Source organism: Aeromonas rivuli (assembly GCF_000820045.1).
GTDB lineage: Bacteria > Pseudomonadota > Gammaproteobacteria > Enterobacterales > Aeromonadaceae > Aeromonas > Aeromonas rivuli.
Window position 1 is genome coordinate 130,401 of record NZ_CDBJ01000043.1, and the last position, 14,339, is coordinate 144,739.

The following is a 14,339-nucleotide window of genomic DNA, read 5'->3' on the forward strand; positions in this document are numbered from 1 at the left end:
GGTACGCTGCAAGGACATCAGATCAGGCACATAGCGCCTGGCGTGAGCAAGAGTCACCTTAGCGCCCCGCCAGCCAGCGCGCACGCAGCTCACCGTGATTGAGGGCCAGCCACTGCAGGGCGATGACGGAAGCGGCGTTGTCGATGCGCCCCTCCTTGAGCCAGGCATAGGCCTGCTCGCGGCTCACCCTGTGCACCCGGATGTCTTCCCCCTCCTCGGCCAAGCCATGCAGACCCTGGGCCTGACTGGCATCGACCTCGCCCACGAACACCTCGATGCGCTCCGTGCTGCCACCGGGGCTCACCAGATAGCTGATGGCATGCTCACAGCGACCCACCTCGATGCCCGCCTCTTCCACCGCCTCCCGGCGCACCACGGCTTCGGCGGTCTCCCCTTCGTCTATGATGCCGGCCACCAGCTCCAGCAGCCAGGGAGTGGGACTGGTCTCGATGGCACCGATACGGAACTGCTCGACCAGCACTATCTCGTCGCGCACCGGATCATAGGGCAACAACGCGGCGGCATGACCCCGCTCGAACAGCTCGCGCACTATGGGTTCATTCCAGCCCCCGGCAAATAACCTGTGCTGCAAACGATAGACGTTCACTTTGAAAAAACCGTTATACCCTACTGATTTTTCAATGATTTTTACATCTTCCACGCCATAATGGACGGTATCTGGCAAGGCTTGCTGCGACATCTGCTGCTCCCGTCGGCTTGACTTGGCCCGGTTAGACCATAAAATCCGAGTTCATGAATGAACATTCATTCACTCACCCTTGATATCGATGAGCGATGGATTTTAGCAGTCACAGGGCATTTGGCTAGGCGTTCGCGGGAGAAAAACCCCGCTGTTTTTGTTCCTTTTCTTCGGGTCAGAACCGGACGGCTTTCGTGAAATTTTGCAGATAGTGACTCGATTAAGCTGAAATCCAGTTTGGTTGGTGACAATATCTTTCCTACATCCAGTGGCAGCTTCGAGTTAATACATAAGGTTAAGAGAATCTATGAACAGAACACTCCTGTCAGTCATGGTCCTGCTCGGCCTCAGCGCCAGTGCCCACGCTGAAAACTTGCTCGACATCTATACCCAGGCGCAACAGAAGGACACCCAGCTGCTGGAGTCCAAGGCCCGCCGCGACCAGGCCTTCGAGAAGATCAATGAGTCTCGCGCCTCCTTGCTGCCCCAGATCAACCTGGGTGCCGGTCTCAACTACCTGGCCAACAAGAGCGACACCCAGACCAATGGCAATGCCACCGGCAGCCTCTCTCTGGACCAGTCCATCTACCGTCGCAGCAACTGGGTCAACCTGGACCTGACCGAGAAGAGCGCCACCCAGTCTGACGTCACCTACAACCTGGAATACCAGCGTCTGATGGTGCGGACCTCCCAGGCCTATTTCAACGTGCTCAATGCCCAGGACACCCTGGAATTCGTGCGCGCCAACAAGGCCGCGGTCGAGCGTCAACTCGAGCAGACCCAGCAGCGTTTCGAAGTGGGTCTGACCGCCATCACCGACGTGCACGAAGCCGAAGCCTCTCGTGACCAGGCCCTTGCCGACGAGATCAATGCCGAAAACAACCTGGATAACAGCTACGAAGCCTTGCGTGAGCTGACCGGTGTCGATCACCGCAATCTGGACGTGCTCAACACCGACCGCTTCACGCCGCAAAAAACCGGTTTCAATTCTGACAAGTGGCTGGAAGTTGCCCTGGACAAGAACCTGGAGCTGCACAGCGCCCGCATCGGCAAAGACATCGCCAAGGAGCAGATCGATCTGGCCAAGACCGGTCATGAGCCGACCCTGGATCTGGGCGCCGGTCTGAACACCGGTTATTACGATTACAAGGACGAGACCATGAACTCGGACGGTAACGATAACCAGGCCAACATAGGGCTGACCTTCAAGCTGCCGCTCTATACCGGCGGCGCGACGACCTCCCAGGTCAAACAGTCCCAATACAACTATGTGGCAGCCAGCGAGCAGCTTGAGCGCAGCTTCCGCTCCGTGCAGAGCAGCGTGCGTTCCTCCTATAACAACGTGAACGCCAGCATCGGCTCGGTCCGTGCCTACAGCCAGTCGGTGATCTCCGCCGAGAGCGCCCTGAAGGCGACCGAAGCCGGTTATGAAGTGGGCACCCGTACCATAGTCGACGTGCTCGACTCGACCCGCAAGCTGTATGACGCCAAGCAGAAGCTCTCCGAGGCACGTTACAACTACATCCTCAGCATCCTCTCCCTCAAGCAGGCGGCGGGCGTGCTGGAACAAAAAGATATCGTAGAGGTCAACCAGGGCCTGATGATTGCCCCGGCCGATGCCCCCAAGAGCACCAGCCGCACCTATTGATTGACCCTGCACTAACGAAAAAGGCGACCCTGAGGTCGCCTTTTTTATGAGTGCCGCTCACCATCCCGGGCGAACAACCGCGCTGAATAACAGCCCTTAGAAACCAGCCTTGGCCGGTTTTTCAGGGCGGGCTATCGCTTATCCGCGTTCGCGAATGGTCTTGATGATGTCGCTGGTAGAGCAACCATCCTCGAAGTTGAGGACTCGCACCTCGCCGCCATTGGCGGTCACTTCGTCATAACCGGCGATCTCTTCGGGTTGGTAGTCCCCCCCCTTGACCAGTAGATCCGGCAGTATCTCGGCGATCAGGCGCTGGGGGGTATCCTCGGCAAAGGGCACTACCCAATCCACGGCACCCAGGGCGGCCAATACGGTCATGCGACGCTCGGTCGGGTTGACCGGGCGGCCCGGCCCCTTGAGACGGCGCACGGATTCATCGGTGTTGACCGCGACGATCAGGCGATCCCCCAGCTTGCCTGCATTGGCAAGATAGGAGACATGGCCGGCGTGCAGGATATCGAAGCAGCCGTTGGTCATGACCACCTTCTCGCCACGACGACGAGCGGCATCGACCGCTATCTTGAGCTGCTGCTCGGAGAGCACACCAAAGCCGGTCTCGTGCTCGTTGTAGAGCGCATTGGCCAGCTCGACCGGGCTGACGGTGGAAGTACCGAGCTTGCCGACCACTATGCCCGCGGCGGTGTTGGCCAGGGCGCACGCCTCGTCCAGGGTCTTGCCGGCGGCCAGAGCGGTAGCCAGGGTCGAGATGACGGTGTCACCGGCCCCGGTCACGTCATAGACCTCATGGGCCTGAGCGGGCAGATGCAACTCTTCCTGTCCTGCACGGATCAGGGTCATGCCATTCTCGGAGCGGGTCACCAGCAAGGCATCCAGCTCGAAGCGCTTGACCAGCTCCAGGCCACGGCTGACCAATTCCTGTTCACTCTTCACCTTGCCCACCACCGCCTCGAACTCGGACATGTTGGGGGTGAGCAAAGTGGCACCACGGTACTTCTCGAACTCGGTCCCCTTGGGGTCAACCAGCACAGGAATACCGGCGGCACGGGCACGGGCTATCATGCCCGGCACATCGTTGAGCGCGCCCTTGCCATAGTCGGAGAGGATCATCACATCGGCATGAGGCAGCGCCTGCTCGACCTTGCCCATCAGCAGCGAGGCGTCGACATCGTGGAAGGCTTCCTCGAAGTCCAGGCGCAGCAGCTGCTGGTTGCGTGACAATACCCGCAGCTTGGTGATGGTGGGATAGTCCCTGAGGCGCACGAAGTCGCAGGCCACCTTGACCCCGGCCATCTGGCTCGCCAACGCATCGGCGGCCTCATCCTGCCCGGTCAGGCCCAGCAGCACGGCGTGAGCGCCGAGGGCCGCCGAGTTGAGCGCCACGTTGGCCGCGCCACCCGGGCGCTCCTCGATGTGCTCTACCTTGACCACGGGTACCGGCGCTTCCGGCGAAATACGGCCGGTGGGGCCATGCCAGTAGCGATCCAGCATGACATCGCCGACAACCAGTACGCGGGCTTTTTCAAAATCGGGCAGGGTGATCTTCATCTGTATCGACTCTCACAACCGGAAAAATCAGCAGAGGATTTTATCACAGTCTCTGGCGCCGTGTTAACAACGCCATTGGCCGCGCCATTCGCCAGCGGCCGTATTTTTCGGCTAGAATCCCCCGACTGAGTTTGCGAACACGAGAATCTTCATGGCCCAAGATAATACTCCCCGCCTCACCCCTCCTCTATTTCACCCCCGCTATTGGGGCAGCTGGTTAGGGCTTTCCCTGCTCTGGTTGCTGGTCCTGCTGCCTTGGCGTACCCAAATGTGGCTGGGTCGTGGCCTGGGCGCCCTCGCCCGCCGTCTGCTCAAGTCCAGGGTGAAGATTGCCCGTCGCAATCTTGAGCTGGCCCTGCCCGAACTGAGCCGGGACGAGCGCGAGGTGCTGCTCAAGCAGAACTTCGACAGCGTAGGTTGCGCCATCTTCGAGGTGGGTATGGCCTGGTTCTGGCCGGATTGGCGCATGCGCAAGCTGATGACGGTCAAGGGGGAAGAGCATGTCCACAACGCCGTGGCCAAGGGCCAGGGCATGTTGCTGCTCTCCTGCCACTTCTTGACTCTGGAACTCAACGCCCGCTGTTTCGGCCTGGTCAGGCCCGGGGTCGGCGTCTATCGCCCCAATACCAATCCGGTGCTGGAGTATGCCCAGTACCATGGCCGCTGCGCCTCCAACAAGTACCTGGTCGATCGCACCGACGTGAAGGGGATGATCAAGGCGCTGCGCAACGGGGATGCGCTCTGGTACGCACCGGACCACGACTACGGCAGCCATGCCAGCGTCTTCGTGCCCTACTTCGCGGTCGAAAAGGCCGCCACCATCACAGGTACCGCCACCCTGGCCCGGGTCAAGAACAGCGTCACCCTGCCCTGCTACAACATTCGTACCGCCAAGGGGTACGAACTGAATATAGGGGCGCCACTCGCGGACTATCCTAGTGGGGATGAGCTGGCGGATGCCGCGAGGGTCAATCGGGAAATTGAAACCGCCGTGCGCCGAGCCCCCGAGCAGTATATGTGGCTGCATCGTCGCTTCAAGACCAGGCCCAGCAAGGAAGATCCCGGTTATTACTGATGTGAAACTGCTGGGAAAACCGCCTTTTCACGATTTCCTTATCATTTTTGACAGCCAAAGGTTTTCAATCGAAGCGTGATATTTTATTAATAATCAAAATGATAAGCAGGACAGGGCGCCAGGGCCCATGAAGGGAAGCAAATGAACAAGATCACTCTATTGAGCGTCGCACTACTGGGAGTCAGCGCCTGTAGCCAGCAATCCCCATCGCTGGATTTCGGCCCAAGACCACTCAGTTCGGCCAGTGAAGTCTCCGCCAACTGGCAGCCCAGCCGCACAGTGGAGCCCCGCTATCCCAAGGAGGCGGTCGCCGCCGGTGAGATGGGCTGCACCACCCTGGAATATCTGATCACCCCGAGCGGCGAGGCGGCCCAGATACGCATAGTGTCACGCACCGATGAGCGTTACTCCGATGCCGCCATCGAGGCCCTCTCCCGCTGGCAGTGGCAGCCGACCGAATTCAACAAGAGCCATCAAACCCTCAAGAGCCAGACCCGCTTCGATTTCTGCATCGAACTCAACGGAGAACCCTGCGAGCGCACGCTGCTCGATCAGACCTGTGAGGGGAGCGCCAGCATCACCAGCACCGCCAAGATCTACACCCAGGTACGCTAACGCCCCATCCGGGCAGACAACACCGGCTCCAGACAGACAAAAGGAGTGGGGCATGGCCTCACTCCTTTTTGCTGCATGTTTTTTGCTGCCTGGCTATTAACTCGGCGAGTAGAAAAGTAGTGCCGCCCGGGGGACGCCCTTGCTCAGGATTGCAGCCAGGCAATGATGGCAAGCTGTAGCGGTACATAATCGGCCCGAGACAGCCAGGTCGCTTGCCCTGCCTCATCCAGGCTCGTAAGCTCGGCCCGGGTATCGGTCAGACGCTGGGCCCACTCCGGACGCTCTTGAGCGCCATCCAGCCCCTTGGCTATCAGCGCCAGACCCGCCATCAGGCCGGGCCAGCCGCTCACATCCTCTTGCAGCGCGCAGATCTGCTCATGATGCTGCCAATGTTCGAGGCCTGCCTGTACTCGCTGATGCAGCGACAGGGCGTCCCACTGTGCCACTGAGGGGATGGCGCGCGGCACCAGCGCCTTGCCCAGCCCCGCCAAACGATAACCGCGCTGGGCCTTGGACTGCACGCCCAGTCTCAAGCCGGGAATGGCCCCCAGGCGCTCTGCCAGGGCGAGCAGGGCCGCCGTCGACCCCGTCTTGAGCTCCAGCTCCAACTCATCGATAGCCTCACATCCCCCCTTGCCCGCTATCTCCCCCTGATCCCAGGCCAGCTCTATCTCTGCTCCCTCATAGGCGATCAGCCAGTGGCGGCGCAGGAAATCGGTTCGAAACTGGGGCAACAGCGCAGCCTGCAAGGCGGCCAGATCCTCCCCTTTGGGCCAGATAGTGGCAGGAAAATCGCCCAAAATCGGCGAGTCACCCATGACGGGGGCATTATATTCAGGTCTGGCATGCAACCCCCCCACTCCCTGGCCCCGACACTTGATGGTTTGTTCAGCGAAATCATCGCTGCGGCGGATACGCAGCCCCATGTCGAGCCGACGCAGCGCCAAGTCTGCGGTATCAAAGTAGGTGTTGCCGAGCAAGGCCTGGGAGTGAGAGGTAATAGTGAGTGAATTCAAAAGGATATTCAGCTTATGCCCCAAGTCATCATGGGGGGCGCTAGCGATGAGAAATTTGATTTCAATCTCGGTTTGCATAGGTTTTCCGGGCAAAAAGGGAGTTTAGGGAGGCGGCCACCAGACGGCGCGGATATACTGCCTGCGTGACGTTAAGATGAAGTTCGCTGTTTTATTGGTCGCGCAGTTCGGTTACCATGCGCGCCTCATAGAATCGTATCGAGTGTTTTTTCACCGACACAGGTTTTTACCATGCCAGTAAATACTATTTTAGGGCTTTTTGCCAAGTCGCCCATCAAGCCGTTGCAAAAGCACATTGTGAAAGTTCACGAGTGTTCTCAGCAACTTATCCCCTTCTTTGACGCCATCGCCGATGGTCGTTGGAGTGATGCCGAACGCATTCGTCAGCAGATCTCCCAACTGGAAAAAGAAGCCGACATCCTCAAGCGTGAAATTCGTCTGAAACTGCCTCGCGGTCTGTTTCTGCCGGTTGCGCGCACCGACTTGCTGGAGCTTTTGACCCAACAGGACAAGATAGCCAATCGTGCCAAGGACATTTCCGGCCGCATGTTGGGCCGTCATATGGAATTCCCCACCGAGATGCGTGCCGACGTCATGGCCTATCTCAAACGCTGTATCGATGCGACCGCCCAAGCCGAAAAAGCCATCGGAGAACTCGATGAGCTGCTCGAAACCGGCTTCAAGGGACGTGAAGTTGAGATGGTTGCCGAGATGATCCACCAGCTGGATTTGATCGAGGACGATACTGATACCATGCAGATTGGTTTGCGGCAGAAACTCCAGACTGTGGAGCACAACTACAATCCGATCGACGTTATTTTCCTGTACAAGATCCTCGAATGGGTTGGTGATCTGGCGGACCAGGCTGAGCGTGTAGGCGCCCGTCTGGAACTGATGCTGGCTCGTTCCTAATCGACTGACTGGGTAAAGATTACTAATGGACATTATCGCGAATTACGGCACCACTCTGGTGATCGTGGCGGCCTTGTTCGGCTTTTTGATGGCCTGGGGTATTGGCGCCAATGACGTTGCCAATGCCATGGGCACGTCGGTCGGCACCAAATCCCTGACCATCCGTCAGGCCATCATCATCGCCATGATCTTTGAGTTCGCCGGGGCCTATCTGGCCGGTGGTGAAGTCACTGCCACCATACGCAATGGCATCATAGATACCAACGCCTTCACCGATAGCCCGGACATTCTGGTGCTCGGTATGATCTCCTCCTTGCTGGCGGCGGGTCTTTGGCTGATCCTGGCCTCCTACTTCGGCTGGCCCGTATCCACCACCCACTCCATCATTGGCGCCATCGTTGGTTTTGCCGTGGTGAGCGTCGGTCCGGAAGCGGTGCAGTGGAGCAAGTTCGGCGGCATAGTGGGCTCCTGGATAGTGACGCCGGCGCTCTCCGGCGTCATCGCCTACTTCATGTTCATCAGCGTGCAGAAGCTCATCTTCAACACCGATGATCCCCTGGGCAACGCCAAGCGCTACGTCCCCTTCTACATGTTCCTGACCGCGTTGGTCATCTGTCTGGTGACCATCAAGAAGGGGCTGTCCCACGTTGGTCTGCATCTGAGCAACAGTGAGGGCATACTGCTCTCCGTGGGCATCTCCATCGCCCTGGCCATTGCGGGTTGGTTCTACATTCGTAGACAGAACTACAACCCGGTCGATGACAACAAGATGCACTTCGCCAACGTGGAGAAGGTATTTGGCATCCTGATGGTGATCACCGCCTGTGCCATGGCGTTTGCCCACGGCTCCAACGATGTCGCCAACGCCATAGGCCCGCTCTCCGCCGTGGTCTCCACCGTCGAGAGTGCAGGGCAGATCACCGGCAACTCCTCTATCGCCTGGTGGATCCTGCCCCTGGGTGGGATAGGCATCGTCATTGGCCTGGCGACCATGGGTGAGAAGGTGATGGCGACTGTCGGTACCGGCATCACGCACCTGACCCCGAGCCGTGGCTTCGCCGCCCAGCTGGCCACCGCGGCCACCGTGGTGATTGCCTCTGGTACCGGCCTGCCCATCTCCACCACCCAGACACTGGTGGGTGCCGTCATGGGGGTGGGTCTGGCCCGCGGTATCGCGGCCCTGAACCTGGGCGTGCTGCGCAATATCGTGGTCTCCTGGGTCATCACCCTGCCCGCGGGTGCCATTCTGGCCATCGTTATCTTCTATGTGCTGGAAGCCTGTTTCTCCTGATACAGGCCACTCCGCCAGCAAAAAGCCCGGGTCAATGACCCGGGCTTTTTTTATCCTCATCTCCCACTCTCCAGGGACGGTGCTCTATCAACGTTCCCCTGGCCCTGGCAGCCTCATGTCTCGTCCAGGAAGGTCCACTCGTCCCTGACCCGGCTGATGGCATCGAGCCGCCGCTTGGCGAGCTGCTCGCGGATCGCCTCCCCCTTGAAACCTGCCGCCACAATCTCCTTGACCGGCACGGCCTGAGCCGCTTCGAGCGCCTGCGCCACATAATCTGGCTCGGCATAGACTCGCTCCTCAAAGCCGGTACGGCCATGGAAGTCGGCGCGGCAGGCATCGAGCAGCTGGGCGAAGCGCTCCGGCCTGCGCCAGGCATCCGCCTTGTCGAACACCTTGAGCAGGGTGGCGGGCTTGAGTTCGAAGGCGATGTGGATATGGGTGTGCAGATCGCTCACCAAGAGCGCCAGATCCCGGCAATCTCCAGGCACCTTGAAGCGCTCGCAAAAATCACGAATGAGCGGTAATCCCTTCTGACCGTGGCCATGATGGCTGGGCCAGAACTCTTTGGGGGTCAACCCCTTGCCAAAGTCGTGGCACAGGGCCGCAAAGCGCACCACCAGGGTGGAAGAGCGTTGGCAAGCCTGCTCCAGCACCATGAGGGTGTGGATGCCGGTATCAATCTCCGGGTGCCACTTGGCAGGCGCCGGTACCCCAAACAGGGCATCGAGTTCGGGGAAGAGCGCCTTGAGGGCGCCACATGAGCGCAATACCTCGAAGAAGACCGCCGGGGTCGGCCCCATCAATACCCGCTCCAGCTCCTTCCAGACCCGCTCCGGGGTCAGGTGGGCCAACTCCCCCGCCTCTGTCATCTCGCGCATCAGGGCCAGGGTCTCTGGCGCCACCACGAAGCCCTGGGCATGGAAGCGGGCCGCGAAGCGGGCCACCCGCAAGACGCGCAAGGGATCCTCGCTAAAAGCAGGGGAGACATGGCGCAGCAGCCGCTGCTCAAGATCCTGCAAACCACCATAGGGGTCATGGAGCTGGCCAGACTCATCCTCGGCGATGGCATTGACGGTGAGATCCCGGCGCAGCAAATCTTGCTCGAGCGTGACATCGGGCGCCGCATGGCAGACGAAGCCGGTGTAGCCCTGGCCCTGCTTGCGCTCGGTGCGCGCCAGCGCGTACTCCTCATGGGTCTTGGGATGCAGGAACACCGGAAAATCGCGACCGACCTGGCTGTAACCTTGCGCCAGCATCTGCTCGGCCGTGGCCCCGACCACCAGATGATCCCTGTCCCCTTGCGGCAATCCCAACAGGCGATCCCGGATCGCCCCCCCTACCAGATAGATCTGCAAATCGACTCTCTCCCTCATGGATGCTGCCCCGATTATATCGGCTTTGCCCCTCGGGCACGATGGCCCCTGCTTGCCGGGGTTTTCGGGTCTTTGACATAACCCCGGTGAGGCTTTAACCTGCCGCCATAACAATGGAATGGATCCTTATGTACACACAGTTCTTCGGTCTGTCGGAAGCGCCCTTCTCCATCTCGCCCAATCCCAAATATCTCTATATGAGTGAACGGCACGGGGAGGCGCTCGCCCATCTCAACTACGGCCTGCAAGATGGCGGAGGCTTCGTGTTGCTCACCGGCGAGGTGGGCACCGGCAAGACCACTGTGTCCCGCTGCCTGCTGCAACAGCTGCCCGCCGACACCGAGATAGCCTACATCCTCAATCCTTCGCTCACCGAACGGGATCTGCTGGCAGCCATCTGTGATGAGTATCAGTTGCCCTATGGCGCCGATGCCGGTCTCAAGACGCTGTTTGATCTGATCCGCGACCATCTGCTCGCCAATCTGGCGGCGGGCAAGCGCAGCGTGGTACTGGTCGATGAGGCGCAGCACCTGCTGCCCGGGGTACTGGAGCAGTTGCGGCTGCTCACCAATCTGGAGACCGACGAGAAGAAGCTGCTGCAGGTGGTACTCATCGGACAACCCGAGCTGCAACAGATGCTGCGCCAGCCTCTGCTGCGTCAACTGGCCCAGCGCATCACGGCCCGCTATCACCTGTTGCCGCTCTCGGCCACGGACGTCGATGCCTATGTGCGCTTTCGTCTCCAGGTCGCGGGCTGCGTGCAACCCATCTTCACCCCCAAGGCCCTCGCCACCCTGCACCGGCTCTCCGGCGGTATACCGCGGCTCATCAACCTCATCTGCGACCGCGCCCTGATCGGCGCCTTTGCCCGGGCCAGCCACAAGGTGAGCCACAAGGACATCAGTGTGGCGGCCTATGAAGTGAGTGGTATTCGCGACGAAGGAAGTTGGCAATCCGGGCTGACCGTGGCCCTGGCTGGCGCCCTGCTGGTCACCCTCGGCTGGTGGGGCTGGCAGTTCGTCGGCATCTTCCCCGAGCGTCCCGTGGTCAAGGTGGAAGTGCCGGTCAAGGTCGACAACAGCGCCGAGCAGCAGGAGCAGCTGACCCGTGCCATCAATCAGGCCATCGAGCCCGATGTCGCCATGCAGAATCTGTTCAAGGTGTGGGGCTATCAGACCAGTCTGGAGGAGGCCATCTGTGACAATGCCCCCCGCGCCGGGCTGCGCTGCCAGGAGGGCGAGGCCTCCCTCCTGGAGCTGCAAGCCCTGCAATACCCGGCACTCATCAGTCTGAATGATGAGAACGGCGGTCTCTATTACGCGACCCTCACCCAGCTCGGCCCAGACAAGGCATCCTTGCTGATCGGCAAGCAGCGCTGGCAGGTGGAACGCCAATGGCTTGAAGACAACTGGGGGGGCAGTTACACCCTGCTGTGGCGCCTGCCCAAGGGGGGTGTGGCCCTGATTGGCAACAACGCTGGCGCCGAGCAGGTACAGTGGCTCGACAATGCTCTGAGCCGGGCCTTGCAGCAACCCGAACGCAAGGTGAAGCGCTTCGATGGCGCGCTCAAAGCCAAGCTGCAGCAGTTCCAGCGTGAACAGGGGCTCAATCCGGATGGTATCGCCGGTAGCAATACCTTGCTGCACCTGAACGTGGTGGCCGGTGAACCCATGCCCAAGCTGGAGGATGCCTCCTGATGCGAGCCCCAACCGCCATCCTGGCAGCGAACCATGTTGCCTCCGTCCGCCCTCTCCCTGGAGTGACTGCCTGATGTCGACCCTGCTCAAGGCCCTGCGACGGGCCGATGCCCCCCAGCACGCCCCCCATATTCCCGCCATGGGGCTGCCGGTCACCCGGGAAGAAGAACCAAACCGCGCCTGGATCTGGTGGTTGCTGGCACCGCTGGCCATCGCCATGGGGGCCGCGGCCAATTATGGCTGGCATCTGCTTCATAACCGCCCCATAGAAGAGAGAGTCGAGGTCAAGGAGATAGTCACGGCGCCTTTCATGCGGGTCGAACCCGGGGAGATGATCACCCGCCCGCTGCCGCCCCCCCTGCCCGAACCCGTGGTTCAGCCCAAGCCGGCCCAGGAACAGGTGATCCACGAACCCGGCAACCAGGATCTCGCCGCGCTGCTGCAAAGCGCCCTCAACAATGTGCCGCTGGAGCCCGAGCCAGAGTCCGCCCCGCTTCAGACCCAGTCTGCGGCGTCCCAGGTCGTCCCCATTGCGGCACTGCCCCCGGCACTGCGTCAGCAGATCCCTCGACTCGCCTATGGGGCGCACCTCTACTCTTCCAATCCGGCCAAGCGCAGCGTGGTGATCAATGGCCGTGAGGTACGGGAAGGCAACGAGGTGGCGCCTGGCGTCATGCTGCAAGCCATTGCCCAGGACTACATAGTCCTCGGCGTGGCCGGCCAATCCGTCAGCCTGAAGGCCTTGCAGGATTGGCTGGGGTAATCCCGTCCGCCGCGACCAAGGCTGCCGGGTCAGGTTCGTTCAACGCGGCAAACAACAAGAGAGGGAGCCCCAGAGCTCCCCTTTTTAATCAACAAGATGAGAGCATTGCGAGTCAACACGTTGCGCCAGCCAGCCCTTGCACGGGGCTCCGGCCATGGCCGCCGTCCGTTGATCCTTTCCGCTCTCAGATAGATAACATGAGCACAATGTGAGCAAACCGAGCGACACCACCTTCGCCAACCGTATCCTGGACTGGTATCAGATCCATGGGCGCAAGACCCTGCCCTGGCAGCAGGAGAAGACCCCCTATCGGGTCTGGGTCTCCGAGATCATGCTGCAACAGACTCAGGTCGCCACCGTGATCCCTTACTATGAGCGCTTCATGGGCCGTTTCCCGGACGTGATGGCCCTGGCCGATGCCCCCATCGATGAGGTGTTGCACCACTGGACCGGGCTCGGCTACTACGCCCGGGCACGCAACCTGCACAAGGCGGCCCAGCAGATCCGCGACCGGCACCAAGGCCTGTTCCCCGAACAGTTTGACGAGGTGGTCGCCTTGCCTGGCATTGGTCGCTCCACGGCTGGCGCCGTGCTCTCTCTCTCTCTCGGCCAACCTCATGCGATCCTGGATGGCAACGTCAAGCGAGTGCTCACCCGCTGGCTGGCCCTGCCCGGCTGGCCCGGTCAGAAGCCGGTGGAAAATGATCTGTGGGAGCTGGCGACCCGACTCACACCACGGCTGGGGGTCGCCCATTACAACCAGGCCATGATGGACATGGGCGCCACCATTTGCACCCGCAGCAAACCGGCCTGTGAACGCTGCCCGGTGCAGGCCGATTGCCAGGGGCTGTCGCAGGGCAACCCCACCGCTTACCCCAACAGCAAACCGAAAAAGAGCATCCCGGCCCGCAACGGCATCATGCTGATGATCCGCCAGGGCAATCGACTGCTGCTCGAGCAGCGCCCCCCCCAGGGGATATGGGGCGGCCTCTACTGCTTCCCTCAGGTTGACAGCCTGGAGGCGGTTGGCCCCTGCCTGAACCGGCTGGGACTGACCGGGCAACCCTATCGGGAGCTGGCCGGATTTCGCCACACTTTCAGCCATTTTCATCTGGATATCCGCCCCCTGCTCATCGAACTTGAGCAGGCGCCACCCGCCTCGCTCATGGAAGCCGATACCCGACTCTGGTATAACTTGTGCCATCCAGATGAGGTCGGTCTGGCCGCCGCCACCGCGCGCCTGCTGGGCTATCCCGACTTGCAACCACAGAGGTCCATATGAGCCGTACCGTTTTTTGCCAACGCCTGAAAAAAGAGGCCCCCGGCCTGGCTTTCCAACTCTACCCGGGTGAACTTGGCAAACGCATTTTCGACAACATCAGCCAGGAAGCCTGGACCGAATGGCAGCGCAAACAGATCATGCTGATCAACGAGAAGAAGCTCAACATGATGAACGTCGAGCATCGCCAGTTGCTGGAGAAAGAGATGGTGAGTTACCTGTTTGAAGCGGGTGAAGTCGACATTGAAGGTTACACCCCTCCCAGCCAGTGAGTGCTACCAATGATCTGGGCTGAATACCCATCGTCGGTGACACCTCACCTGGATCACAGCCAATATGCTGTAGCTGTGATCCAGGCTGACGGTGACACCTCGCCCAGATCGCAG

At 60.5% G+C, this 14,339-nt stretch carries 13 protein-coding genes; 9 read left to right on the forward strand and 4 right to left on the reverse strand.

Annotated features, from left to right (window positions below):
- Positions 1-58: 58 nt before the first annotated feature.
- On the reverse strand, positions 59-700 hold the full coding sequence (nudF, locus tag BN1130_RS09565) for an ADP-ribose diphosphatase (protein ID WP_042041701.1): 642 nt from the start codon (positions 698-700) through the stop codon (positions 59-61).
- Positions 701-1,007: 307 nt separating this feature from the next.
- Here nudF and tolC point away from each other — a divergent pair, with 307 nt between their 5' ends.
- A complete protein-coding gene (tolC, locus tag BN1130_RS09570) occupies positions 1,008-2,348 on the forward strand; it encodes an outer membrane channel protein TolC (RefSeq protein ID WP_042041702.1) in 1,341 nt (446 codons plus the stop codon).
- Between the two features lie 138 nt (positions 2,349-2,486).
- On the opposite strand, the gene hldE is transcribed toward tolC, so the two are convergent.
- Positions 2,487-3,914: a bifunctional D-glycero-beta-D-manno-heptose-7-phosphate kinase/D-glycero-beta-D-manno-heptose 1-phosphate adenylyltransferase HldE gene (gene hldE, locus BN1130_RS09575; protein WP_042041703.1), complete on the reverse strand. Its 1,428-nt coding sequence runs from the start codon at positions 3,912-3,914 to the stop codon at positions 2,487-2,489.
- A gap of 151 nt (positions 3,915-4,065) precedes the next feature.
- Here hldE and lpxL point away from each other — a divergent pair, with 151 nt between their 5' ends.
- Positions 4,066-4,989, forward strand: a complete 924-nt coding sequence (gene lpxL, locus BN1130_RS09580) for an LpxL/LpxP family Kdo(2)-lipid IV(A) lauroyl/palmitoleoyl acyltransferase (protein ID WP_042041704.1) — start codon at positions 4,066-4,068, stop codon at positions 4,987-4,989.
- A gap of 141 nt (positions 4,990-5,130) precedes the next feature.
- Positions 5,131-5,604: an energy transducer TonB gene (locus BN1130_RS09585; protein ID WP_042041705.1), complete on the forward strand. Its 474-nt coding sequence runs from the start codon at positions 5,131-5,133 to the stop codon at positions 5,602-5,604.
- 143 nt (positions 5,605-5,747) lie between these two features.
- Here BN1130_RS09585 and BN1130_RS09590 read toward each other — a convergent pair whose 3' ends face one another.
- Complete coding sequence (locus tag BN1130_RS09590) at positions 5,748-6,698, reverse strand: CYTH domain-containing protein (RefSeq protein ID WP_042041706.1); 951 nt, start codon at positions 6,696-6,698, stop codon at positions 5,748-5,750.
- A 171-nt stretch (positions 6,699-6,869) separates the two neighbouring features.
- Between BN1130_RS09590 and BN1130_RS09595 the strand changes: the two genes are divergently transcribed.
- Together BN1130_RS09595 and BN1130_RS09600 are read left to right on the forward strand one after the other, a co-directional pair.
- On the forward strand, positions 6,870-7,550 hold the full coding sequence (locus BN1130_RS09595; RefSeq protein ID WP_005894260.1) for a TIGR00153 family protein: 681 nt from the start codon (positions 6,870-6,872) through the stop codon (positions 7,548-7,550).
- Positions 7,551-7,575: 25 nt separating this feature from the next.
- Complete coding sequence (locus tag BN1130_RS09600; protein ID WP_042041709.1) at positions 7,576-8,841, forward strand: inorganic phosphate transporter; 1,266 nt, start codon at positions 7,576-7,578, stop codon at positions 8,839-8,841.
- A 113-nt stretch (positions 8,842-8,954) separates the two neighbouring features.
- Here the strand turns inward: BN1130_RS09600 and BN1130_RS09605 are convergent, their stop codons facing one another.
- Positions 8,955-10,196 carry a multifunctional CCA addition/repair protein gene (locus BN1130_RS09605; RefSeq protein ID WP_042041710.1) on the reverse strand — a complete coding sequence of 414 codons (1,242 nt, stop codon included), beginning with the start codon at positions 10,194-10,196 and terminating at the stop codon, positions 8,955-8,957.
- Between the two features lie 146 nt (positions 10,197-10,342).
- Between BN1130_RS09605 and BN1130_RS09610 the strand changes: the two genes are divergently transcribed.
- The 4 genes from BN1130_RS09610 (at position 10,343) to BN1130_RS09625 (ending at position 14,225) form a co-directional block, all read left to right on the forward strand.
- Complete coding sequence (locus BN1130_RS09610) at positions 10,343-11,911, forward strand: ExeA family protein (protein ID WP_042041711.1); 1,569 nt, start codon at positions 10,343-10,345, stop codon at positions 11,909-11,911.
- Between the two features lie 73 nt (positions 11,912-11,984).
- Entirely contained in the window at positions 11,985-12,674 is a 690-nt protein-coding gene (gene exeB, locus BN1130_RS09615; RefSeq protein ID WP_042041712.1) for a GspB family T2SS assembly factor variant ExeB, read from the forward strand.
- Between the two features lie 208 nt (positions 12,675-12,882).
- Positions 12,883-13,956, forward strand: coding sequence for an A/G-specific adenine glycosylase (gene mutY / locus BN1130_RS09620; RefSeq protein WP_042041713.1), 1,074 nt, complete (start codon positions 12,883-12,885; stop codon positions 13,954-13,956).
- Complete coding sequence (locus tag BN1130_RS09625) at positions 13,953-14,225, forward strand: oxidative damage protection protein (RefSeq protein WP_005895067.1); 273 nt, start codon at positions 13,953-13,955, stop codon at positions 14,223-14,225. The genes mutY and BN1130_RS09625 overlap by 4 nt, the downstream gene beginning before the upstream one ends.
- Positions 14,226-14,339 lie beyond the last annotated feature (114 nt).

Coding starts and splice junctions, on each gene's coding strand:
- nudF (WP_042041701.1), bottom strand. CDS start 700: ATGTCGCAGCAAGCCTTGCCAGATACCGTCCATTATGGCGTGGAAGAT.
- tolC (WP_042041702.1), top strand. CDS start 1,008: ATGAACAGAACACTCCTGTCAGTCATGGTCCTGCTCGGCCTCAGCGCC.
- hldE (WP_042041703.1), bottom strand. CDS start 3,914: ATGAAGATCACCCTGCCCGATTTTGAAAAAGCCCGCGTACTGGTTGTC.
- lpxL (WP_042041704.1), top strand. CDS start 4,066: ATGGCCCAAGATAATACTCCCCGCCTCACCCCTCCTCTATTTCACCCC.
- BN1130_RS09585 (WP_042041705.1), top strand. CDS start 5,131: ATGAACAAGATCACTCTATTGAGCGTCGCACTACTGGGAGTCAGCGCC.
- BN1130_RS09590 (WP_042041706.1), bottom strand. CDS start 6,698: ATGCAAACCGAGATTGAAATCAAATTTCTCATCGCTAGCGCCCCCCAT.
- BN1130_RS09595 (WP_005894260.1), top strand. CDS start 6,870: ATGCCAGTAAATACTATTTTAGGGCTTTTTGCCAAGTCGCCCATCAAG.
- BN1130_RS09600 (WP_042041709.1), top strand. CDS start 7,576: ATGGACATTATCGCGAATTACGGCACCACTCTGGTGATCGTGGCGGCC.
- BN1130_RS09610 (WP_042041711.1), top strand. CDS start 10,343: ATGTACACACAGTTCTTCGGTCTGTCGGAAGCGCCCTTCTCCATCTCG.
- exeB (WP_042041712.1), top strand. CDS start 11,985: ATGTCGACCCTGCTCAAGGCCCTGCGACGGGCCGATGCCCCCCAGCAC.
- BN1130_RS09625 (WP_005895067.1), top strand. CDS start 13,953: ATGAGCCGTACCGTTTTTTGCCAACGCCTGAAAAAAGAGGCCCCCGGC.